This window comes from Micromonospora sp. NPDC005252, from assembly GCF_042872475.1.
Classification (GTDB): domain Bacteria; phylum Actinomycetota; class Actinomycetes; order Mycobacteriales; family Micromonosporaceae; genus Micromonospora.
The window spans coordinates 92,854-113,810 of the sequence record NZ_JBIAKN010000007.1; the positions used below are offsets into that span (position 1 = coordinate 92,854).

At 71.9% G+C, this 20,957-nt stretch carries 21 protein-coding genes; 16 read left to right on the forward strand and 5 right to left on the reverse strand.

Annotated elements, in window-relative coordinates; translation table 11 throughout:
* The first annotated feature begins 9 nt into the window (after positions 1-9).
* The 7 genes from ACFYPH_RS20710 to ACFYPH_RS20740 all read left to right on the forward strand — a co-directional run bounded on the left by ACFYPH_RS20710 (position 10) and on the right by ACFYPH_RS20740 (position 6,438).
* Positions 10-1,515 carry a Na+/H+ antiporter subunit D gene (locus ACFYPH_RS20710; protein WP_354859919.1) on the forward strand — a complete coding sequence of 502 codons (1,506 nt, stop codon included), beginning with the start codon at positions 10-12 and terminating at the stop codon, positions 1,513-1,515.
* The gene (locus tag ACFYPH_RS20715) at positions 1,512-2,117 is read left to right on the forward strand and encodes a Na+/H+ antiporter subunit E (protein ID WP_354859921.1); all 606 of its coding nucleotides are present in this window, start codon (positions 1,512-1,514) and stop codon (positions 2,115-2,117) included. Before ACFYPH_RS20710 ends, ACFYPH_RS20715 begins: the two co-directional genes overlap by 4 nt.
* On the forward strand, positions 2,114-2,377 hold the full coding sequence (locus ACFYPH_RS20720) for a monovalent cation/H+ antiporter complex subunit F (protein ID WP_354859923.1): 264 nt from the start codon (positions 2,114-2,116) through the stop codon (positions 2,375-2,377). The genes ACFYPH_RS20715 and ACFYPH_RS20720 overlap by 4 nt, the downstream gene beginning before the upstream one ends.
* Positions 2,377-2,784, forward strand: coding sequence for a monovalent cation/H(+) antiporter subunit G (gene mnhG / locus ACFYPH_RS20725; protein ID WP_354859970.1), 408 nt, complete (start codon positions 2,377-2,379; stop codon positions 2,782-2,784). The genes ACFYPH_RS20720 and mnhG overlap by 1 nt, the downstream gene beginning before the upstream one ends.
* A gap of 161 nt (positions 2,785-2,945) precedes the next feature.
* Positions 2,946-4,301: a hemolysin family protein gene (locus ACFYPH_RS20730; protein ID WP_387183889.1), complete on the forward strand. Its 1,356-nt coding sequence runs from the start codon at positions 2,946-2,948 to the stop codon at positions 4,299-4,301.
* The gene (locus ACFYPH_RS20735; RefSeq protein ID WP_354859928.1) at positions 4,298-5,362 is read left to right on the forward strand and encodes a hemolysin family protein; all 1,065 of its coding nucleotides are present in this window, start codon (positions 4,298-4,300) and stop codon (positions 5,360-5,362) included. Before ACFYPH_RS20730 ends, ACFYPH_RS20735 begins: the two co-directional genes overlap by 4 nt.
* Before the next feature lie 146 nt (positions 5,363-5,508).
* Positions 5,509-6,438: a sporulation protein gene (locus ACFYPH_RS20740; RefSeq protein ID WP_355133511.1), complete on the forward strand. Its 930-nt coding sequence runs from the start codon at positions 5,509-5,511 to the stop codon at positions 6,436-6,438.
* Between the two features lie 6 nt (positions 6,439-6,444).
* On the opposite strand, the gene leuE is transcribed toward ACFYPH_RS20740, so the two are convergent.
* A complete protein-coding gene (gene leuE, locus ACFYPH_RS20745) occupies positions 6,445-7,116 on the reverse strand; it encodes a leucine efflux protein LeuE (protein WP_355133513.1) in 672 nt (223 codons plus the stop codon).
* Entirely contained in the window at positions 7,116-8,357 is a 1,242-nt protein-coding gene (locus tag ACFYPH_RS20750) for a bifunctional pyridoxamine 5'-phosphate oxidase family protein/GNAT family N-acetyltransferase (RefSeq protein ID WP_387183892.1), read from the reverse strand. Before ACFYPH_RS20750 ends, leuE begins: the two co-directional genes overlap by 1 nt.
* A gap of 34 nt (positions 8,358-8,391) precedes the next feature.
* Here ACFYPH_RS20750 and ACFYPH_RS20755 point away from each other — a divergent pair, with 34 nt between their 5' ends.
* Entirely contained in the window at positions 8,392-9,732 is a 1,341-nt protein-coding gene (locus ACFYPH_RS20755) for an aminotransferase class I/II-fold pyridoxal phosphate-dependent enzyme (protein WP_387183895.1), read from the forward strand.
* Between the two features lie 295 nt (positions 9,733-10,027).
* Positions 10,028-10,732, forward strand: coding sequence for a UdgX family uracil-DNA binding protein (locus tag ACFYPH_RS20760; RefSeq protein WP_387183898.1), 705 nt, complete (start codon positions 10,028-10,030; stop codon positions 10,730-10,732).
* Between the two features lie 84 nt (positions 10,733-10,816).
* Here ACFYPH_RS20760 and ACFYPH_RS20765 read toward each other — a convergent pair whose 3' ends face one another.
* The 3 genes from ACFYPH_RS20765 to ACFYPH_RS20775 all read right to left on the reverse strand — a co-directional run bounded on the left by ACFYPH_RS20765 (position 10,817) and on the right by ACFYPH_RS20775 (position 12,824).
* Positions 10,817-12,229, reverse strand: coding sequence for an FG-GAP-like repeat-containing protein (locus ACFYPH_RS20765; protein ID WP_354859943.1), 1,413 nt, complete (start codon positions 12,227-12,229; stop codon positions 10,817-10,819).
* Between the two features lie 101 nt (positions 12,230-12,330).
* Complete coding sequence (locus ACFYPH_RS20770; RefSeq protein ID WP_354859945.1) at positions 12,331-12,591, reverse strand: hypothetical protein; 261 nt, start codon at positions 12,589-12,591, stop codon at positions 12,331-12,333.
* Positions 12,591-12,824, reverse strand: coding sequence for a hypothetical protein (locus tag ACFYPH_RS20775; protein WP_354859947.1), 234 nt, complete (start codon positions 12,822-12,824; stop codon positions 12,591-12,593). Before ACFYPH_RS20775 ends, ACFYPH_RS20770 begins: the two co-directional genes overlap by 1 nt.
* A 210-nt stretch (positions 12,825-13,034) precedes the next feature.
* Here ACFYPH_RS20775 and ACFYPH_RS20780 point away from each other — a divergent pair, with 210 nt between their 5' ends.
* The 7 genes from ACFYPH_RS20780 (at position 13,035) to ACFYPH_RS20810 (ending at position 20,307) form a co-directional block, all read left to right on the forward strand.
* Complete coding sequence (locus ACFYPH_RS20780) at positions 13,035-14,006, forward strand: LuxR C-terminal-related transcriptional regulator (protein ID WP_354859949.1); 972 nt, start codon at positions 13,035-13,037, stop codon at positions 14,004-14,006.
* A 166-nt stretch (positions 14,007-14,172) separates the two neighbouring features.
* Positions 14,173-15,777 (forward strand): FAD-dependent oxidoreductase, encoded by a 1,605-nt coding sequence (locus ACFYPH_RS20785; RefSeq protein ID WP_387183902.1) that lies wholly within the window; start codon positions 14,173-14,175, stop codon positions 15,775-15,777.
* Positions 15,778-15,922: 145 nt separating this feature from the next.
* Entirely contained in the window at positions 15,923-17,290 is a 1,368-nt protein-coding gene (locus ACFYPH_RS20790; RefSeq protein WP_387183905.1) for an MFS transporter, read from the forward strand.
* 4 nt (positions 17,291-17,294) lie between these two features.
* On the forward strand, positions 17,295-17,495 hold the full coding sequence (locus tag ACFYPH_RS20795; RefSeq protein ID WP_354859956.1) for a DUF3046 domain-containing protein: 201 nt from the start codon (positions 17,295-17,297) through the stop codon (positions 17,493-17,495).
* A 184-nt stretch (positions 17,496-17,679) separates the two neighbouring features.
* Positions 17,680-18,726, forward strand: a complete 1,047-nt coding sequence (gene recA, locus ACFYPH_RS20800) for a recombinase RecA (protein ID WP_354859959.1) — start codon at positions 17,680-17,682, stop codon at positions 18,724-18,726.
* Between the two features lie 14 nt (positions 18,727-18,740).
* Entirely contained in the window at positions 18,741-19,439 is a 699-nt protein-coding gene (locus ACFYPH_RS20805) for a regulatory protein RecX (protein WP_387183908.1), read from the forward strand.
* Positions 19,440-19,470: 31 nt separating this feature from the next.
* Positions 19,471-20,307, forward strand: coding sequence for a 3-keto-5-aminohexanoate cleavage protein (locus tag ACFYPH_RS20810; RefSeq protein WP_387183911.1), 837 nt, complete (start codon positions 19,471-19,473; stop codon positions 20,305-20,307).
* The last annotated feature ends 650 nt before the right edge of the window (positions 20,308-20,957 follow it).

Genomic DNA, 20,957 nt, shown 5'->3' on the forward strand with positions numbered 1-20,957 from the left:
GGGGACGTGGTGAGCAGGCTCCTGCCGCTGCCGGTGGTGGTGCCACTGCTCGGCGCGGCGCTGACCCTGCTGCTGGCCACCCGGCCCCGGGTGCAGCGGGCGGTCAGCGTGCTCTGCCTGACCGTCACGTTCACCGTCGCGGTGGTGCTGCTGGTGCAGGCGTACCGGCACGGGCCGGTGGTGCTCGCGATCGGCGGGTGGCCGCCACCGGTCGGCATCGTGCTGGTGGCCGACCAGTTGGCCGCGCTGATGCTTGTGGTGTCCTCGGCGGTGACCCTCTGCGTGCTGCTGTACTCGATCGGCCAGGGCCGCAGCGAGACCAGCGAGAGCGCGCCGGTGGTCATCTTTCACCCGACGTACCTGGTGCTCACCGCGGGTGTCACCAACGCGTTCCTGGCGGGCGACCTGTTCAACCTGTTCGTCGGCTTCGAGATCCTGCTGGCGGCCAGCTTCGTGCTGATCACGCTGGGCGGCACCGAGACGCGGATCCGCACCGGGTCGACGTACGTGGTGGTCAGCATCCTCTCCTCGATGATCTTCCTGGCCGCGGTGGGGCTGGTGTACGCGGCCACCGGCACGCTCAACCTGGCGCAGCTCGCCCAGCGCCTCGACGACCTGCCGGACAACGTCCGGTTGACCCTGCAACTGATGCTGCTGCTCGCGTTCGCGATCAAGGCGGCGGTCTTCCCGCTGTCGGCCTGGCTGCCGGACAGCTATCCCACGGCCCCGGCCCCGGTCACCGCCGTGTTCGCGGGGCTGCTCACCAAGGTCGGCGTGTACGCGATCATCCGTACCGAGACGTTGCTGTTTCCGGGTGGTCAGGTCGACGGTCTACTCATGGTCGTCGCCGGGCTGACCATGCTGGTCGGCATCCTCGGCGCGGTGGCGCAGTCGGACATGAAGCGGCTCTTCTCGTTCACCCTGGTCAGCCACATCGGCTACATGATCTTCGGGGTCGCGTTGAGCACCGCCGCCGGTCTCGCCGGCGCGATCTTCTACGTGGTGCACCACATCACCATCCAGACCACGCTGTTCCTGGTGGCCGGCCTGGTCGAGGAGCGGGCCGGCAGCACCGATCTGCGTCGTCTCGGCGGCCTGGCCCGAATGGCGCCCCTGCTCGGCGTCCTCTTCTTCGTCCCGGCGATGAATCTCGCCGGGGTGCCGCCGTTCTCCGGGTTCCTCGGCAAGCTCGGCCTGCTCCAGGCCGGTGTGGCGGCCGGCGGGGCGCTGCCCTTGACGCTGGTGGCGGCCGGCACGCTGACCAGCCTGCTCACCCTGTACGTGGCCTCCCGGGTGTGGAACATCGCGTTCTGGCGGGCGCCCCGGACCGTCTCCAGCGAGCCCACCGTCCGGCTGCCCACCGTGATGGTCGGCGCGACCGCCGCCCTGGTCGCGTTCGGGTTGACGCTCACCGTGCTGGCCGGCCCGCTCTTCGACGTCACCGCCGACGCGGCCACCGACCTGCTCCTGCGTACGCCGTACGTGCGGGCCGTCCTGCCCGGTGTCGTGCCGTGACCGGCCCGCGTGCGACGACCCCGACGGGCGCGACCCCGCCGGTGCGGAGCCGGTTCGGGCGTTGGCGGGACCAGGCGTTGGCGCTCGGCTGGCTGGTGCTCGTCTGGAACCTGCTCTGGGGTTCGATCAACCTCGCCAACATCATCGGTGGCCTGCTGGTGGGCGGCGCGGTCCTGGTGTTCTTCCCGCTGCCGGCGGTCAGCTTCGGCGGCCGGCTGCGGCCGGGTGCCCTGGTGGCGTTCGCGGGCCGGTTCGCCGTCGAACTCGTCAGCGCGAGCCTGCACATCGCCCGGATCGCCGTGCAACCCGGCTACCGCCCGCGCGGGGCGATCATCGCCGTGGCGCTGCGGGTTCCCACCGACCTGAACCTGGCGCTCACCGCCGAGGCGGTCTCGCTGGTGCCGGGCACGCTGATCCTCGAGGTGGACCGGGAGTCGGCGACGCTCTACCTGCACGTGCTGGACACCCACGGGCCGGCGGACCTGGCCCTCTCCCGGGAACGCACCCTCGACGTCGAGCGACGGATCGTCCGGGCGGTGGGCAGCGCCGCCGAACTGCGCCGCGTCGGTCCCCATCCCGTCGAGAAGGGAAACTCCCAATGATCACGTTCCTGGCCGTCGTCCTCACCACCCTGCTGTCGGTGACCGCGCTGCTCGCGCTGATCCGGCTCTACCGGGGCCCCTCGCTGCTGGACCGGGTGATCGCGGCGGACATGCTCCTCGCCACCATGGTCGGCGCGGTGGGCGCGGAGGCGGCCGTCAACCGGCACGCCACCACGCTGCCCGTGCTGGTGGTGCTCTCCCTGCTCGGTTTCGTCGGCTCGGTGTCCCTGGTCCGCTTCGCCGTGCGGGAGCAGGCGTGATGGTGGCGACCGGCGGACACTCGGCGGCCGGTGTGCTCGCGACGGCTGCCGACTGGCTCGGCGCCGCCTGCCTGGTGACCGGCGCGCTGCTCGCCCTGTCCGCCGCGATCGGTGTGCTGCGCTTCCCGGACGCCCTGTCCCGGATGCACGCGGCCACCAAACCCCAGGTGCTGGGAGTGCTCCTGCTGCTGCTCGGCATCACGCTACGGCTGCGGTCCGCGGCCGACGTCGGCACGATCCTGCTGGTGGCGGTCTTCCAGTTGGCCACCGCGCCGGTCGCGGCACAGATGATCGGCCGGGCCGCGTACCGGTCCGGCCGGTTCGACCGCGGCCTGCTCGACGCCGACGAGTTGGCCGAGCGCCCGGCGGGCGGCGGACCCGGCGACGGCCGCGCCCGGCCGGAGTGAACCGGACGATCGACGCCTTCGGCCCACCCTCAGCGGAGTCCCAGGCAAGGCCGATAAAATAGCGGCATGATCGACTCTTCTGCCCAGGAGGGCAGCAGTAGCCAGCCGGGTCGTGCCCGGCATATTCCCGTCCCGACGGCCCCGGGAGCCCTGAGCGACCCGTGCTGATCGTCGTCGGCCTTCTCTTGATCATCGTGCTCACTGCCGCCACCGGTTACTTCGTGGCGCAGGAGTTCAGCTATGTCGCCGTGGACCGGGGCAAGCTGCGCCAGCTCGCCGACGACGGCGACCAGGCCGCCGCCCGGGCCCTCACCGTCACCAGCCGGCTCTCCTTCGTGCTCTCCGGCGCGCAACTAGGCATCACCGTCACCGCCCTGCTGGTCGGCTACGTCGCCGAGCCGTACCTCGGCGGCGGCCTCGCCGACCTGTTCGGCGTCGCCGGTCTCCGCGAGTCGGTCAGCCTGCCGCTGTCGGTGGCGCTGGCCCTGGTCATCGCCACCGTGGTGCAGATGGTCCTCGGCGAGCTGGCCCCGAAGAACCTCGCCATCGCCCGAGCCGAGTCACTCGCCCGGGCGCTGAGCCGGTCCACCCTCCTCTACCTGGCGATGGCCGGGCCGGTGATCCGGCTCTTCGACCGCGCGTCGATACGCCTGCTGCGCCGGGTCGGCATCGAGCCGATCGAGGAGCTGCCCAGCGGCGCCACCCCCGCCGACCTGGAACAGATCATCGCCGAGTCCCGCGAGGAGGGCAGCCTGGACGCCGAGATGTCCACGCTGCTCGACCGCGGGCTCGACTTCCGCGAGCTGACCGCCGGCGAGGCGATGGTGCCGCGCGTCGACGTGCACACCGTCCGGGCGCAGGAGCCGGTGAGCCGGGTGGTCGAGCTGCTGGACACCGGCCACTCCCGCTTCCCGGTGCGGGGTGCCGAGGGCGTCGACGACCTGATCGGCATCGTCGGGATCGCCGAGGTGCTCGGCGTACCGCCGGGGGAGCGGGCCACCACCCCGGTGAGCGCGGTGGCGGGGCCGCCGCTGCTCGTGCCGGAGACCCTGCCCCTGCCCACGGTGCTGGACCGCCTGCGGTCCGGGCACCGGCAGATGGCCTGCGTGGTGGACGAGTACGGCGGCTTCGCCGGTGTGATCACGCTGGAGGACATCGCGGAGGAGCTGGTCGGCCCGATCCGGGATGAGGACGACCCGCCGGAGCGCGCTCCCGCCCGGCAGGAGGACGGCTCGTGGGTGGTGCCGGCCCGCTGGCGGATCGACGAGGTCGCCGACAGCACCGGCATCGCGCTGCCCGAAGCCCCGGAGTACGACACGCTGTCCGGGCTGGTCATGCGCGAGCTGGGCCGGGTGCCGGAGGTCGGCGACCGGCTGGAGATCAGCCTGCTGCCCGAGGGTGCCGAGGTCGAAGACGGTGAGGCGGAGCCTCGGGCCCTGGTCGAGGTGCTCGCCGTGGACCGGCACGTCGCCGACTCGGTACGGCTGCAACTGAGCACGCCGGGGGTGACCGCGTGAGCCCCGGCATCGCGTTGTTCAGCTCGGGGGTCCTGCTGGCGTTGAACGGGTTCTTCGTGGCCGCCGAGTTCGCCCTGGTGGCCAGCAAGCGGTACCGGCTGGAGCAGGCGGCGGCCAGCGGCGGCCGGGCGGCCCGGGCCGCGCTGGACGGTGTCCGCGAGCTGTCGCTGATGCTGGCCGGGGCGCAGCTGGGCATCACGCTGTGCACCCTGGGGCTCGGCGCGCTGGCCGAACCGGCGATCGAGCACCTGATCAGCCCGCTGCTGCACGCGGTGGGGCTGCCCGACGCGGCCAGTCACGTGGTCGCCCTGGTCTTCGCCCTCGCTCTGGTGACCTTCCTGCACCTGGTGGTGGGGGAGATGGCGCCGAAGTCGTGGGCGATCACCGACGCCGAGCGTTCGGCGACGCTGCTCGCGCTGCCGTTCCGGGCCTTCGCCCGGGTGTCCCGGCCGGTGCTGTCGGCGTTGAACGCGCTGGCCAACGCGATCCTGCGCCTGGTCGGGGTCAACCAGCAGGATCAGCTCGCCCAGGTGCACGGCCCGGACGAGCTGCGGATGCTGCTGGAGCAGTCCCGCGAGCACGGGTTGCTCGGCGCTGAGCAGCACCAGCTGCTCACCAGCATGCTGGAGTTGCAGGGCACGTCGGTGGCGCAGGTGATGGAGCCGTTCGCCACCATGGTCACCGTCCGGCGCGACGACCCGGCCGAGCGGATCGAGCAGGTCAGCCGGGACAGCGGCCGGTCGCGGCTGGCGGTCCTGGACTCCAGCGGCGACGTCTGTGGCCTGGTGCACGTCCGGGAGGCGGTACGGGTGGTCACCACCGGCCGGGCCGCCACCGCCGGGGAGCTGATGACGCCGGCTTTCACCCTCCCGGCGACGTCCTCGGTCACCGAGGCGGTGGCCGCGATGCGCGCCCGGCAGTCCCAGCTCGCGCTGGTGCGCAACGGCGGTGGTCCGGCCCGCCCGATCGGCTTCGTCGCTCTGGAGGACCTGCTGGAGGAGGTCATCGGCGAGTTCGACGACGAGACCGACACGGTGCCGCGGGGCCGGCGGTTGCGGTGAGGCGCACGCCGACCCGACCGCGCTGCTGCGGTGCGGCGGGTCGGCGCGTCAGCATCCGGTCGAGGCGGCGGGCGTGAGGTGACCGCGACCGGGTAGGCGCGGTCGGTCCGGGGCCAGGGGGGCCTCGTCCCGCGAGGGGGCGCGCGGTGCGGTTGACGGGGGTGTCTCGGGACTCCGGCTGGACCGGGCTGTCCGTGCGGACCACGCTGCCGAACCCGAGCACCCGTCCGGGCCTGCGTCTGCCGGGGCGGGTGACCCTCGCCGCCGGGCCGGACGACGTGCTCGTACGCCACATCCGGCTCGGCCTGGTCACCACTGTCGAGCCGGACGACCCGGCCGCGCCCCGGCGCCTCGTGCAGTTCTTCTCGCTGCCGATCGCCGGGCGGTTCGTGGTGCCGGCGGGTCGCCGGCGGGCGGTCGACTTCGCGTTGCCGTTGCCGTGGGAGATCCCGGTGACCACGTTCGGCGGGGTGCCGTTGCTGAGCCTGCGGATGGGTCTGCGGACCGAGGTGTCCGTCGACCCGGATCTGGACCAGGGGGCCATGGTGCCGGTCCTCGTGCACCCGATCCCCACCCAGCAGCATGTGCTGGCGGCGCTGGCCACGCTCGGCTTCATGATCCGCCAATCCGGGTTGCAGGAGGGCGGGCTGCCGGGGGTGGAGCACACCCTGCCGCTGCACCAGCGGTGGGGCTACTGGGTGGGCCCGCTCTACGCCGGCCCGATCACCGAGCTTGAGCTGATCTTCGTGACGAACTCGGCGGGCCTGGAGGTGATCATGTGGCTGGACCGTCGGCTGTCGCTGGCCGGGATCACCCACCAGAGCATCAGCCGGTTCCGGGTCTGGCACGCGGACGCCGGGCAGCGGGACTGGGTCGCCACCGTGGACGGCTGGCTACGTCAGGCGATCAACCGGCACGCCGCGGCTGCCGCGCACGCCGACTGGTCCGCCACCATCAGCCGGTCCGCCCATGTCAGCCGCCACCCCGACCAGCCGATCAAACCCGGTTACGGGCTGGGCGGCACGGCCGGAAGCGGAGGCGTGGGAGGCGGCTCCGGCGGCGGCGACGGGACCTGAGGGGGGTCAGCCGGCGCTGGCGGTGGCGAGCTTGAGGCTGAAGGCGAGGAAGAGGGCTGCCACGGCGGTGGTGCCGCCCACGGCGAGGCGACGCCGTTGGCGGAACTGGGCGGCCAGGAACGTGCCCGCGAAGATCAGCGCGGTCAGGTAGAGCGCGCTGGTGACCTGGGCGATCAGGCCGAGCAGCAGGAACGACAGCGCCGGCCAGGCGTAGTCGGGATCGACGAACTGGATGAAGAACGAGATGAAGAACAGGATCGCCTTCGGGTTCAGCAGGCTGATCACCAGCGCCTTGCGGAACGGGCTGCGCATCTGCGCCGGTTCCGCGGCGTCGATGAGCCGCGGCGTGTCCGGGTCGTTGCGGTCGCGCCAGCGCCGCCAGGCGCCGCGCAGCATGGTCAACCCGACATAGCCGAGGTACGCGGCACCGGCGTACTTGACCACAAGAAAGACCGGCGGGTACGCCTTGAGCAGCGACGCCACCCCGGCGGCGGAGAGGACCATCAGCACCGCGTCGCCGACCCACACCCCGCTGGCGGCCCGGTAGCCGACGCCCACACCCCGTTTGGCGGCGGTGGACAGCACGAAGAGCGAGTTCGGTCCGGGTAGCAGGATGATGGCCACGGTGCCCAGCACGTACGTCCAGATGTCGGTGATCCCCAGCACGCCCGCCATCATCACGCCACCGACGCCGTCCGCAGAAGTCTTTCCCGCAGCCTGGCCTGTGCGTTAGGCCACTCGTCGACGGTCATCGCGTACTGCACGGTGTCCCGCCACGAGCCGTCCGGACGCTGGCAGTGCATCTGCAGCACCCCCTCCCGGGTGGCGCCGAGTCGTTCGATGGCCGCCTGCGAGCGGACGTTGCGGATGTCGGTGTGCCAGACGACCCGCACCGCGCCCAGGTCGTCGAAGGCCCGGCCGAGCAGCAGCAGCTTGGCCTCGGTGTTGATCCCGGTACGCCACCACGGCCGGCCGAGGAAGGTGTACCCGATCGCCACCGACCGTCGTTCCGGGTTGATCTCGTAGTAGGACGTGGTGCCGACCACCGCCCCGGTCCTCGCGCAGCGCTGCACCCAGGGCGCCCGCTCGCCGCGCTGCTGGGCGGCCAGCGCCGCGGCGACCACCTCGGCGGTCCCGGCCGGCTCGGTGGGCCGGGTGACGGTGAGGTGCCGCCAGACGTCGTCGTCGGCGGTGGCGCTGTGCAGGTCGTCGGCGTGCGCCAGGTCCAGCGGCTCCAGCAGGACGTGTTCGCCGCGCAGTGACACCGGGTCGTGCCAGGGCGTGCGGGCCGTCCGCAGGTACGCCGGCAGGGGCGCGGTGACCCCGGCGGCGGGTTGCGGCAGGCCGGCGGTCAGCCGCAACGGCAGTACGCCGGCCCAGTGCGGCAGGTGCAGGTCGGCCTCGTCCTCGCGGACCCCGCCGGTGCGGGACCGGACGGACACCTCCCGCAGCGGCAGCGCCAGCACCGCGGTCTCGGCCAGCTCGCGACGGTTCGGCGGGCGGCTGTCCGTGCTGCGTCCCGCGCCCACCTTGTCGACCAGCGCGGTGAGCATGGCGCTCTTCTCCTGCTCGTCGGTGACCAGCCGGGAGGTGCCGAGCGCGACCACCGAGCGGTAGTTGGCGCTGTGGTGGAACTGCGAGCGGGCGTAGACCAGAGCATCGAGCAGGGTCACCGTGACGCAGACGGGCAGCCCGTCGCCCCGGGCGGCGAGCAGGGGCCGGCTGCCGGTGGACCCGTGCAGGTAGAGGGTGTCACCGATGCGGACGTGCAGGGTGGGCAGCACCCGGGGCTCGCCGTCGACGGTGAAGCCGAGCGCGCAGTGGTACGCCTCGTCGAGCACGGCGTGCGCCGCCTCCCGGTCGTAGCTCATCCGGTCGCGCGAGCGGGTGGGAGTGGTCCGGGCGGTGGGTGGATACATGCGCGCCCCTTTGTTCTAGTACAATCTCCTGTTTGTGTCAGCACGCTATCAGTTCAGCGGGACGACGGCCGTCGCGATTTCGGCCAGCATCGAGTCGGGCATCCGTACCGGCGCCCTGCCACCCGGCGCCGCCCTGCCGCCGGTGCGGGCCCTCGCCGCCGAGCTGGGCGTCAGCCCGGCCACTGTCGCCCGCGCCTATCGGGAGCTGCGCCAACGCGGCGTGCTGGCCACCGCCGGCCGCCACGGCACCCGCGTCCGTCCGCGCCCACCGGTGGCGGCCCGCCGCTCCGTGCTACGCCCCGCACCGCTGCCGGACGCCCGCGACCTGTCCCGGGGCGAGCCCGACCCCCGACTGCTGCCCCCGATCGGCCCGCACCTGGCCGCGCTCGCCGCCGATGCGGGTCCTCCGGTCGGCTACTCGCAGGCCGGCGTGCTCCCGGAGCTGGCCGAGGCCGCCCGCGCCCGGTTGAGCGCCGACGGCGTACCCGCCGGGGACCTCACCCTCACCGGCGGCGCGCTGGACGGCATCGAGCGGTTGCTCGGCGCCCACCTTCGTCCCGGTGACGCGGTGGCGGTGGAGGATCCCGGCTGGGCCAACCTGCTCGACCTGGTCGCCGCGCTCGGGCTGCGGCCGATCGGTGTGCCGCTGGACGACGAGGGTCCACTGGTGGCCGGGGTGGCGGCCGCGCTGAGCGCCGGAGCGCGGGCGCTGGTGATCACCAGCCGGGCGCAGAACCCGACCGGCGCCGCCGTCTCCGCCGCCCGCGCCGAGGAGCTGCGCGCTCTGCTCGCCGGCCGGCGGGACCTGCTGCTCATCGAGGACGACCACGCCGCCGAGCTGGCCCGCGTACCCCTGCATCCGCTCGCTGGCGTGACCGGAAGCTGGGCCTTCGTGCGGTCGGTGAGCAAGCCGTTCGGCCCGGACCTGCGGCTGGCGGTGCTGGCCGGTGACGAGACCACCGTGGCCCGGGTGACCGGCCGGACGCGGGTCGGCGCCGGCTGGGTGTCCACCGTGCTGCAACGGCTGGTGCTCGCCCTCTGGGGGGACCCGGCGGTCGACGAGCTGGTGCGGCGGGCGGCGCAGAGCTACGACCTGCGGCGCGATGGCCTGTTGGCCGCGCTCGCCGAGCATGGCCTGACCGCGCACGGCCGCAGCGGCATCAACGTCTGGCTGCCGGTGCCGGACGAGACCAGCGCGCTGACCGCGTTGCGGGACGCCGGCTGGGCGGTGGCGCCCGGCGCCCTCTACCGGATCGCCGCCCCGCCCGCCCTGCGCATCACCGTCAGTTCCCTGGCCGTCGAGGAGCTGACCCCCCTGGCCGCCGCCCTGGCCCGCGCCATCCATCCCTCCCCTGAAATGGGCTTCTCCACCTGACCTGCGAGCGTGACGCCCATTAAGGGGGTTTATCGGAAGAAAAAGGGGTATCGCGGCGATTCAGAGCGATTGGGGCGGGTATGCGGGCCGCCGGAGGTGCCTGATCATGGCTGCAGGTGGGAACCGCAAGGGGTTGTGGATCGCGATCGCGATCGCCATCATCGTGATCATTATTGTGCTGATCGCCATCGCGTCCGGTGGTGGCGGGGGCGGCAACGGCTACTGACGCGGCCGGGCCGCGCCCACCCCGGGGCGTACCCGGCAGGCGATACCGAACGGGTATATAACAGTCGGCATGGCCGAGCAGACCGACAGCGCTCCCGGCGCCCAGCGGTTCATCCCGCCCGACGCCGACACCATCGACGAACTCCGCGCGGCGTCGGGTGGCTGTCGGGGCTGCGAGCTGTACCGCGACGCCACCCAGACCGTCTTCGGCCGGGGGGACGAGAGCGCCCGCGTGGTCCTCGTCGGCGAGCAGCCCGGCGACATGGAGGACCAGAAGGGCCTGCCCTTCGTCGGCCCCGCCGGACGGCTGCTGCGCCGCGCCGTCGACGACGCCGAGCTGGACCCGACGCAGCTCTACCTGACGAACGCCGTCAAGCACTTTCGTTTTGAGGCGCGCGGCAAGCGGCGCATCCACCAGACCCCGGACCAGGTGCACATCACCGCGTGCCGGCCCTGGCTGGTGGCCGAGTTCGCCCGGCTGCGCCCGGAGATCGTCGTCGTGCTCGGCGCCACCGCCGCGAAGGCGCTGCTCGGCCCGTCCTTCCGGGTGACGAGACAACGCGGCGAGCTGCTGCCCTGGCCCGCGTCGGCCCAGCGCCCAGAGGACTTCCAACGGGTGCCGGTGGACGACACGGGGAAGCGGGCCGACGCGCCGCCGGCTCGGTTGCTGGCCACCATCCACCCGTCCGCGGTCCTGCGCGCCGACGACCAGGACAAGGCGTACGAGGGACTGGTCGCCGACCTGACGGTCGCCGCCCGCGCCCTGCCCGCCTGACCCAGGTGTTCCCGCCGGTGGTCGGGCGGTGCCCAGGCAACGCCGACGCGCCCGGCCAGAGGCCGGGCGCGTCGACTGAGGGTGTCAGATGATGCTGTTGAAGCCGCCCCAGCCGCTGCCGATCTGCTGGTTGCCGCTGAAGGGGACGCCGTTGTCGCGTTCGATGTTGTTGGGGTACAGCAGGAGGGCACCGCTGGTCGTGCGGCCCACCAGGTCCGTGTAGCCGTCACCGGTCACGTCCGCGCCGACCAGCGTGTCGAAGCCGCTCCAGCCGCTGCCGATCTGCCGGTTGCCGCTGTACGGGACCCCGTTGTCGCGTTCGATGTTGTTCGGGTAGAGCCACAGGGTGCCGTCGGTCTTGCGGGCCACCAGGTCGGTGTAACCGTCGCCGGTCACGTCCGCGCCGACCAGCGTGTCGAAGCCGCTCCAGCCCTGGCCGATCTGCCGCGCCGACGAGCTGCTGTACGGAGTGCCGTTGTCGCGTTCGATGTTGTTCGGGTAGAGCCACAGGGTGCCGTCGGTCTTGCGGGCCACCAGGTCGGTGTAGCCGTCGCCGGTCACGTCCGCGCCGACGATCCGGTCGAACCCGCCCCAACCGCTGCCGATCTGCCGCGACGCGCCGCTGCTGTACGGGGCGCCGTCGTCACGAACGATGTTGTTGGAGTACAACAACATCGTTCCGTCTGACTTGACGGAGATCAGGTCGGTGAAGCCATCACCGGTGACGTCGGCGTTGATGATCCGGTCCGCGCTGCTCCAGCCGCTGCCGATCTGCCGGGACGAGCCGCTGCTGTACGGGACGCCGTTGTCGCGCTCGATGTTGTTCGAGTACAGCCACAGAGTGCCGTCAGTCTTGCGGGCCACCAGATCGTGATAGCCGTCGCCGGTCACGTCGGCGACCCCTGGGTCCTTCACCGGAGCCTGGCCGCCGGTGGTGATGTTGTTGTAGCGGCGGGCGACGTAGTTGCTGGCCGGGTGCGAGTCGATGAGACCGTCCCCGCCGCCGCTGAGCGTCTCGGTGTCGATCTTCACCGGGGTCGATCCGAAGGCGTAGTACTCGAACGTGCCCGTCGACTGGTTGATCCAGCGCTTGAAGAGGATGACGTGCTGGCTCGCCGAGTTCAGGATGTCGCCCGGCTGGAGGTCGCTCTTACTGATCTGCTTCGACACCGTGTACATGTTGTAGGTCGTCTTCGACGTCGAGAGGTGCCAGGCCATCGAGACGAACCCGGAGCAGTCGGTGCGGTAGTTCTTGCCGTTCTCGTCGCGGTAGTAGCCGCCCTGGCTGTAGGGGATGCTGCCGCGATTGTCGTACCAGTACTTGGCGCGGCTGAGCACCTCGGTCGGACTGATCGACCCACCCACGCTGGAGTCGGCGAAGGCTGCCTCGGGACTGCTCGCCAGCACCGTGGCGACGCCCCCGGAGAGGCCGGCGCCGGCGGCGAGTGCCACGCCGAGCGCCATTGTGGTCAGGCGACGAATCGCATTTCGTTGCATGGTGTTCCTTTCGGATTAATTCCGATTTCAAGGCAGGTTTGTCCGTCCGCCGAACGGTATCCGTCGGCGGAGGCGGGAAAATTGAACAGGTGATGCCGTGGTCAGACGATTCGCCACGGGCCGAGCAGTGGGCTGCTGGCGATTGTGCGGTCGACGACGCGGCGCAACGTCACGGCGGCTGCCGTCGGATCGTCGGTGTCCACGAAGGCCAGGATGTCGGCGCTGTCCGGGCCGGCGCGGACTCGAAGGTGTTCGATACCGCTCCCGGCCGTGGCGTTCACGTGGATCAGATTTCGCAGCGTCGCCGGGTCGATGGCGGCCGTCGAGGTGAGCGGGGCGATACGGATGTGCGTCACGATCATCAGGACCACTCCGACGGGTCGACCGGGGGCGGCGAGCCCCAGCCAAATCCCTGGCCTCCGAACTGGCCGGTCGAGGCGTCCTGTGCGGGACCACCCCAGCCGAACCCCTCCGCGAGCGCCGCCATCGCACCCGGTTCCGAGTTCAGGATGATCGCGAGGGCGAGGGCGAGGCCGAGTGCGAGAATGGCGATCGAGGTACGGTAATTGGCATTGATAAAAGTGGTTATGCTCATTGACGTCTCTCCTGTGCTTGGAATGTCGATTCCGGAGGCTCCGTGGTCGTTGTCGCCGCCGTGAGAGAAGCATCGCGGGCCCACGGTGCCCTGTCACCAGGTTCGGCCTGGCGTGACCCCGCCCGGCGGGACCACGCCAGGTGCGGAGCGGGTCCACGAGAACGCTCGATACGCGGCAGAATGTCGATTGGTTCTACCGGGGGAGGGGTCATGTTCGACCTGCTGGGACTGTCCGCGCAGCATGAGGCGGTCTATCGCGCCATGCTGCAGTGTCCCGACCTGAACGTCGCCGGCCTGTCCGATCACCTCGGCGTCTCGCCGGGGGAGGTGACGGCGGCACTGGACGTGTTGGCCGACCTCGCACTCGTTCGGCTCGACTCCCTGGGCGATCACGCCCGGCCGGTGCGACCGCAGGCCGGGTTGATGGCGCTCCTGACCAAGGTGGAGGCCGAGGTCGCGGTCCGGCAGCGGCAGGTCGAGGCGACCAAGGCCGCCATCGCCGCCATCGCGACCGCCCACGACGACTACCACCAGGTGGCGGAGGGGCGGTTGCTCGCAGGGGTCGACAGCGTCCGGGACCGGCTTGCCGAGTTGGCCGACACCGCCCGCGCCGAGTGTCTCTCCTTTAGCAGCGGCGGCGCACAGAGCCCGGACACGCTCGAGGCGGAGGCGCCGCTCGACCAGCAGGCTCTGCAGCGGGGTGTCCAGATCCGCAACGTCTATCAGGACAGCTTCCGCAACGACCCCGGCACCCTCGCGCACGCCCGCTGGCTGGCCGGCCTCGGTGGGCAGTCACGCACGACGCCGACGCTGCCGATGCGCATGGTCATCGTCGATCGGGAGGTCGCACTCGTGCCCATCGACCCGGCCAATCCCCGGCAGGGTGCACTGGAACTGCGCAGCCGCGGGATTGTTGCCGGGCTTATCGCGCTCTTCGAGCAGGTGTGGCACGCCGCGACTCCGTTCGGCGAACAGGCGGCGGCCGACGAGCAGGGTCTCACCCGGCAGGAACGCGAGCTGCTGCGGCTGCTCGCCGCGGGGCACACCGACGAGTCGGCGGCCCGCAAGCTCGCAATCTCCCTGCGCAGTGTGCAGCGCATGATGACGTCCCTGACCGAGCGGTTGGGCGCCGCCAGCCGATTCCAGGCCGGCGTGCAGGCGGCCAGCAACGGTTGGGTGTGAGGGGGCGGTACGGCACGGTCGTCGGCTCGGCCGGTAGCGAGATCGGTGACAAAAACCGCCACCGCCGGCGGTCGGTGAGGCGATACCTACCGGAAACGGCGTTGCGTGATCCGCGTAACAGGTCCTCTGCAGACTCACGTGAGTCGATCTTGTAGGGGAGGCGTTCATGAGCGATCAGACGCAGTCGACGGTGAGTCGGCGTGGGTTCCTGCGCGCGGTCGGGATCAGCGGCGGTGCCGGTGCGATGCTCGCCACGATGGGAGCCATGGGTCTCGCGCCCAGCGCCGACGCGTCGGTGACCCCGGCGTTCCGGGCGCCCGAGCCGTCCGACTTCACCCTGACCGGCCGGCCGGGGGCCAGTGTCGTCGTGCTCGGCGGTGGCATCGCGGGGCTCACCACCGCGTACGAGCTGGGCAAGGCGGGCTACCACTGCACGGTCCTGGAGGCGCGGCACCGCGTCGGCGGGCGGAACCTGACCATCCGTGGTGGCGACGTCGAGACCGACCTCGACGGGCACACCCAGCGGGCCGGCTTCTCCGACGGCGTCTACTTCAACGCCGGGCCGGGCCGGATCGCACAGTGGATGGTCACCATGGACTACTGCCGGGAACTCGGCGTACCCATCGAGGTGTTCACCAACCAGAACGCCGACGCCTGGATCTACAACGAGTCCGCCGGGATGACCGAGCCGATCCGGTATCGCACCGCCAAGGCCGACGTGTACGGCTACGTCTCGGAACTGCTCGCCAAGGCCACCGACCAGGGCGCGCTGGACGCGCGGCTCACCACCGAGGACCGGGACCGGCTGCTGTCGTTCCTGCAGGGCTTCGGTGCGATCGGTGGGCGTGCCAACGACTGGGCGTACGCCGGGACCAACCGCCGCGGCTTCTCCGCGTACCCCGGCGCCGGCAACGACGTGGGGACGCTCCTCGGCACGCCGCCAGCGCTCTCCGACGTCTTCGCCAGCAACGTGGGCCGGTACTTCTCCTTCGAGTTCGGCTACGACCAGGCGATGCTGATGTTCCAGCCGGTGGGCGGCATGGACCAGATCCCGCGTGCCCTCGCCAAGGCCGTGGGCGGGCACCGGATCCGACTCGACGCCGAGGTGACCGGAGTGACCGACCGGGGCAGCCGGGTCGAGGTGACCTATCGGCAGGGCGGCCGGGAGTCGCTGATCACCGCCGACTACTGCGTGGCGGCGCTGCCGCCGCACCTGATGGCCCGGGTGCCCCACAACCTCGGCGCAGGGGTGACCGCCGCCCTGGCCGACTTCCCGGTCACCGCCGCCGGCAAGATCGGCCTGGAGTACCGCAGCCGCTGGTGGGAGACCGACCAGCGGATCTACGGCGGCATCACGGAGACCGACCTGGACCTGTCGCACATCTGGTACCCGTCCTACGGCTTCCACGGCAAGCGTGGCCTGGTCGTCGGCTACTACAACACCGGGGCGAACGCCAGGGCGTACAGCGGGCTCACCCCCGAGCAGCGCCGGGAGCGCGCGGTCAGCCAGGGGGTGAAGATCCACGGCGACAAGTACCGCAGCGAGCTGGTCACCTCGTACTCCCACGCCTGGGACCGGACCCGCTACATCGAGGGCGCCTGGACCTCGCCCCGCTACGGCACCGCCGGATACAACCTGCTGCTTCAGCCGGCCGGGCGGGTCTACTTCGCCGGGGACTGGCTGAGCCACGAGGTGGCCTGGCAGCACGGGGCGTTCGTGGCGGCCCGTTCGGCGGTGTCGTCGGTGCACCAGCGGGTGATGGCCGGCTGACCGACGGGCCCTCGCGAAGATCAACGCCGCGAAGATCCGCGCGGGCGCGGCGAGGCGGCCCGGCGGGCGGGGCAGCCCGGCGGGGGCGTCGGGGTTCGGGGTGGGTGCGCGAGGATGGGGTCACCCCCGTCCTCAAGGAGCGCCGATGGCCACCGACCTGACCGTGCCGCGTACCGGCGGCGCCGGGCTTGACGTCGCGCCGATCCAGCGGCGCACGATGCGGCTGCTCTTCACCACCCAGATCATCGGCGGCGTCGGTGTGACCATCGGCATCTCCGTCGGCGCGCTGCTCGCCGCCCGCATCGCCGGCACCGCGGTGGCGGGCGTCGCGCAGAGCGCCGGGGTGGTCGGTGCGGCGCTGCTCGCCGTTCCGGTCACCCGGATCATGGCGCGGCACGGCCGTCGTCCCGGCCTGGTGCTGGCGTACACCGTGGGCGCCGTCGGCGGCGTCCTGGTGGTGGTGGCGGCGGCCACCCGTTCGGTGCCCCTGCTCTTCCTCGGCATGCTGCTCTTCGGCGGTGGCACCGCCGCGAACCTGCAGGCCCGCTACACGGCGGTGGACCTCGCCGAGCCGACCCGTCGAGGGCGTCAGCTCTCGCTGATCGTCTGGGCCACCACCATCGGGGCGGTGGCCGCGCCGAACTTCGCCGCCCTGGCCGACCGGGTCACCACCGGCTGGGGGCTGCCGCCGCTGGCCGGCCCGTTCGCGTTCAGCGCGACGGCATTCGTGCTGGCTTCCGTCGTACTCCTCGGGTTGCTCCGCCCCGACCCGTTGCTCACCGCGCGGCGGCTCGCGGCGGCCGACGCGCCACCGACCGCCGTCGGGCCGCCCGCCGACGCCGCGCCGACGGCCGGTGGGGCCGGGCCGGCCACCGCGCTGGTCCGTGCGCGCGCGCCGCGCACCGCCGGAATGCGGCTGGCCTGGTCGGTGGTACGCGGACAGCCAGCCGCCCGGCTCGGCATCACCGCCGTGGCGATCGGTCACCTGGTGATGGTGGCGGTGATGGCGATGACCCCGGTCCGGCTCGGTGAGTCGCACGCCGACGCCGACGTGCTGCGGCTGGTCGGGATCGTGTTGAGCCTGCACATCGCCGGCATGTACGCGTTCGCCCCGGTGGTCGGCTGGCTCACCGACCGGCTCGGCCGGCGGGCGGTGATCCTCGGCGGGGTCGGGCTGCTGCTGGCCGCCTGCGCGGTCGCCGGCACCGCCGGGCACCACACGCCCCGGCTCTCGATCGGTCTGGTCCTGCTCGGGCTGGGCTGGTCGGGGACGATGGTGGCCGGCTCGACGCTGCTCTCCGAGTCGGTGTCGGCCGGTGTGCGGCCCAGCGTCCAGGGGTTCTCCGACCTGATCATGGGGTTGGCGGGGGCCAGCGCCGCGGTGCTCAGCGGGTTTGTCATGCAGCTCGCCGGTTATCCGGTGCTCACCCTGCTCGCGGCGGTCGCGACCGTGCCCCTGGTGGCGCTAGCGTTGCGCCCGGTGCCGACGGGGGCACCGGGCGAGGAGGGTTGATCACGTGCGGCTGACCGACTTCTGGGCGCGGTTGGAGGAGGCGTTCGGGCCGGGCTACGCGGCCAGCATCGCCCGCGACCAGGTGCTGTCCCAGCTCGATGGGCGGACCATCGAGCAGGCGCTGTCGTCGGGGGAGCAGACGCACGTGGTGTGGCGGGCGGTCTGCGCCGCGTACCCCGACCGCGTACCCGCTCGACTACGCTGAGCAGCCTTTTCGCCGGTTCCGCGTGTCGCTTGTCGAGTCGTACACCTGTTCGGCTATTGTCCACAGCGGGGTGCTCGTCCACAGCTCGCGGCCCGTCGGCTGGTTTTCTGTCGGACCCAGCGCCTAGCGTGTCCGCGTGACGCGAAGCTCAGCAAAGACGCCGGCGAAGGCAGGGGTGGCAACCATGGCAGCAGGGCCTGACCGGGAGAAGGCACTCGACCTTGCTCTCGCTCAGATTGACAAGCAATTCGGCAAGGGCTCGGTGATGCGGCTGGGTGACCGGCCGGTCGTCCAGACCGCGATCATTCCGACCGGCTCCATCGCGCTCGACGTGGCCCTCGGCATTGGCGGCCTGCCCCGTGGCCGGGTGGTCGAGATCTACGGTCCCGAGTCCAGCGGTAAGACCACGGTGGCACTGCACGCGGTGGCCAACGCCCAGCGCAACGGCGGCATCGCCGCCTTCATCGACGCCGAGCACGCGCTCGACCCGGAGTACGCGAAGGCCCTCGGCGTCGACACCGACGCGATGCTGGTCTCCCAGCCGGACACGGGCGAGCAGGCGCTGGAAATCGCGGACATGCTGATCCGCTCCGGCGCTCTGGACATCATCGTGATCGACTCGGTGGCGGCCCTGGTGCCGCGCGCCGAGATCGAGGGCGAGATGGGCGACAGCCACGTGGGCCTCCAGGCCCGGCTGATGAGCCAGGCACTACGGAAGATCACCGGTGTGCTCAGCAACACCGGCACCACGGCGATCTTCATCAACCAGCTGCGCGAAAAGATCGGCGTGATGTTCGGCAGCCCGGAGACCACCACCGGTGGTCGGGCGCTGAAGTTCTACGCCTCGGTCCGGCTCGACGTGCGACGCATCGAGAGCCTCAAGGACGGCACCGACGTGGTCGGTAACCGCACCCGGGTCAAGGTCGTGAAGAACAAGGTGGCCGCGCCGTTCAAGCAGGCCGAGTTCGACATCATGTACGGCAAGGGCATCTCGCGTGAGGGCTCGCTGATCGACGTCGGCGTGGAGCAGGCGATCATCCGCAAGTCCGGCGCGTGGTACACGTACGACGGCGACCAGCTCGGCCAGGGCAAGGAGAAGGCCCGGGAGTTCCTGAAGGAAAACCCGGACGTGGCCGCCGAGATCGAGAAGAAGATCCTGGAGAAGCTCGGCGTCGGGGTTGGCGCGAGCGACGCCGCCGGTGGCCCGGAGCTGCCGCCGGTCGACTTCTGACCGGTCGCTGACCAGTGGCAGGACGACGCGCCCGTACGGGGCGGGGCTGGGATGCCAGCCCACCCCGTACGGGCGACGCCAGCGATCCTCCCCGCCCTCGCCGGGGTCGCCGTGGGCGCCCCGAGGAGGGCGACACCGTCGAGTCTTCGGCGCCGCCTCGAGACGAGTCGGAGGTGGCTCGCGAGATCTGCCTGCGCCAGCTCGCCGTCCGGCCCCGCACCCGGGCTGAGCTGGCCGACGCGTTGGCCAAGCGGGGCATCTCCGAGCAGGTCTCGGCCGAGGTGCTCGACCGCTACGACGAGGTCGGCATCATCGACGACGCGGCGTTCGCCCGGGCCTGGGTGTCCAGCCGGCACACCGGTCGTGGCCTGGCCCGCCGGGCGCTCGCCAACGAGCTGCGCCGCAAGGGCGTCGACGGCGAGGTGGCCACCGAGGCGCTGGGCGAGCTGGACGAGGAGACCGAGGCGGCAACCGCCCGCGCCCTGGTGGAGCGCAAACTGCGCACCGCCCGGGGTGAGCCCGACGCGGTCTTCCGCCGGCTGGTCGGGATGCTGGCCCGCAAGGGCTATCCGCCCGGCGTGGCCATCCGCGCGGTGAAGGACGCGCTCGCCGCGCAGAGTGCCGAGGCGGCCGAGTTCGCCGAGCAGATCGACGCCGACGCGCTCGCCGACGCCGAGGGCGATCTGGAGCGCGACAGCCGTCCGCTCGACTGAGTGGCGCGATGGGTGCGGTGGGGGTGACCCGATGTTGAAAGCGTGTCTGAACGGCCAGCGCAGTCGTGCCGCCCATCCGGCCGTGCCGGTGACCCCGACGGAGTTGGCGGCCGACGCGGCCCGCTGTGCCGCGCTGGGCGTCGCGGCCGTGCACATCCATCCCAGAGACGCGGCCGGCGTCGAGTCACTGCGCCCAGCGGTGATCGCCGACGCGCTGACCGCGATCCGTGCGGCCCGGCCGGGGCTGCCGGTGGGGGTGAGCACCGGAGCCTGGATCGAACCGGATCCGGCCGCCCGGGTGGCCGCCGTCCGATCCTGGCCGGTGCTGCCCGACTTCGCCTCGGTCAACGCGCACGAGCCCGGCGCCGAGGCGGTCGCCGCCGCGCTGCATGAGCGTGGCGTGCTCGTCGAGGTGGGGCTCTGGACACTCGACGCCGTACAGGCGTACCGGTCCTGGCGGGTGCCGGTCGGACGGATCCTCGTCGAGTGCATGGCGCAGGAGGCGCCGGTCGCGTTGGCCGACGCGGCGCGGATCCTCGCCGCGCTGCCGCCGCCGTCGGCGGCGATGCCCGGCGTGCCACCGCCGTCAGCGGGGATGCCCGCCGTGTCACCGCCGTCAGCGGGGATGCCGGGCGGGTCGCCGCCGTCGACGGGGATGTCGGGCGGGTCGCCGCCGGAGGACGCGGTGGCTCCGCCCGTGCTGCTGCACGCCGAGGGTCCGGCCACCTGGGCGGTACTCGCCGAGGCGGTCAGCCGTGGGCTGCACACCCGAATCGGGCTGGAGGACACGCTCCTGTTGCCCGACGGCGTACCGGCACCGGGCAACGCCGCGTTGGTCACCGCCGCGCTGGCGGCCGGCGCCGGCTGAGCCGCGGACGTCGGCTCAGCGGGGAAGCGCAGGCTCGCCCCGATCAGGTGGTGGCCGGCCCGCCCGCATGTCCGCCGCCAGCCGGTCACGTCGGCAGTCGATCAGGAACTGTCGGTGCTGTCCGGCGTGACGCCGACAATCGACAAGCGGTGCGGCCCGTGCCCGGGCGACTTGTAGAGGGTCGCTGGTGTCACAAAGTCGGCTCGGCGCACGGGCGCCGCCACCGCTGAACAGGCACGACATCCGAATCGAGGGCGTCGGCTCGCCGCCTTTGTCCTTCCGTGTCCGACACGACATCAGCTTTGGGTGACGCTACAACTTCGCTCCGTTCGGGGGGTTTGATCATGAGTCCTTGACCAGACCGCCCTTGGCGACCTAGCCTCGCCATACAGGCTCACATTGCCCGACCAGCGCAGGCTAAGCGCACAACATAGATCTCGTAACAGAACAGCATCACTTTGGCCGACTCCGCGGCCTTTGGCGGCAGTTCCGGACTGGCCGGTCCGGCACTCCGCGACAACTGCACCCGGTCGCCGACGATGCCCGAGGGCACCGCCGGCGGAGAGAGCTATCCACGGCCAGCCGCTCCGGTCGGGCGTCCACAGCCGCAGGAGTGTGCCTCGGGCACAGTCGCTGCGGTCTCGACGTTC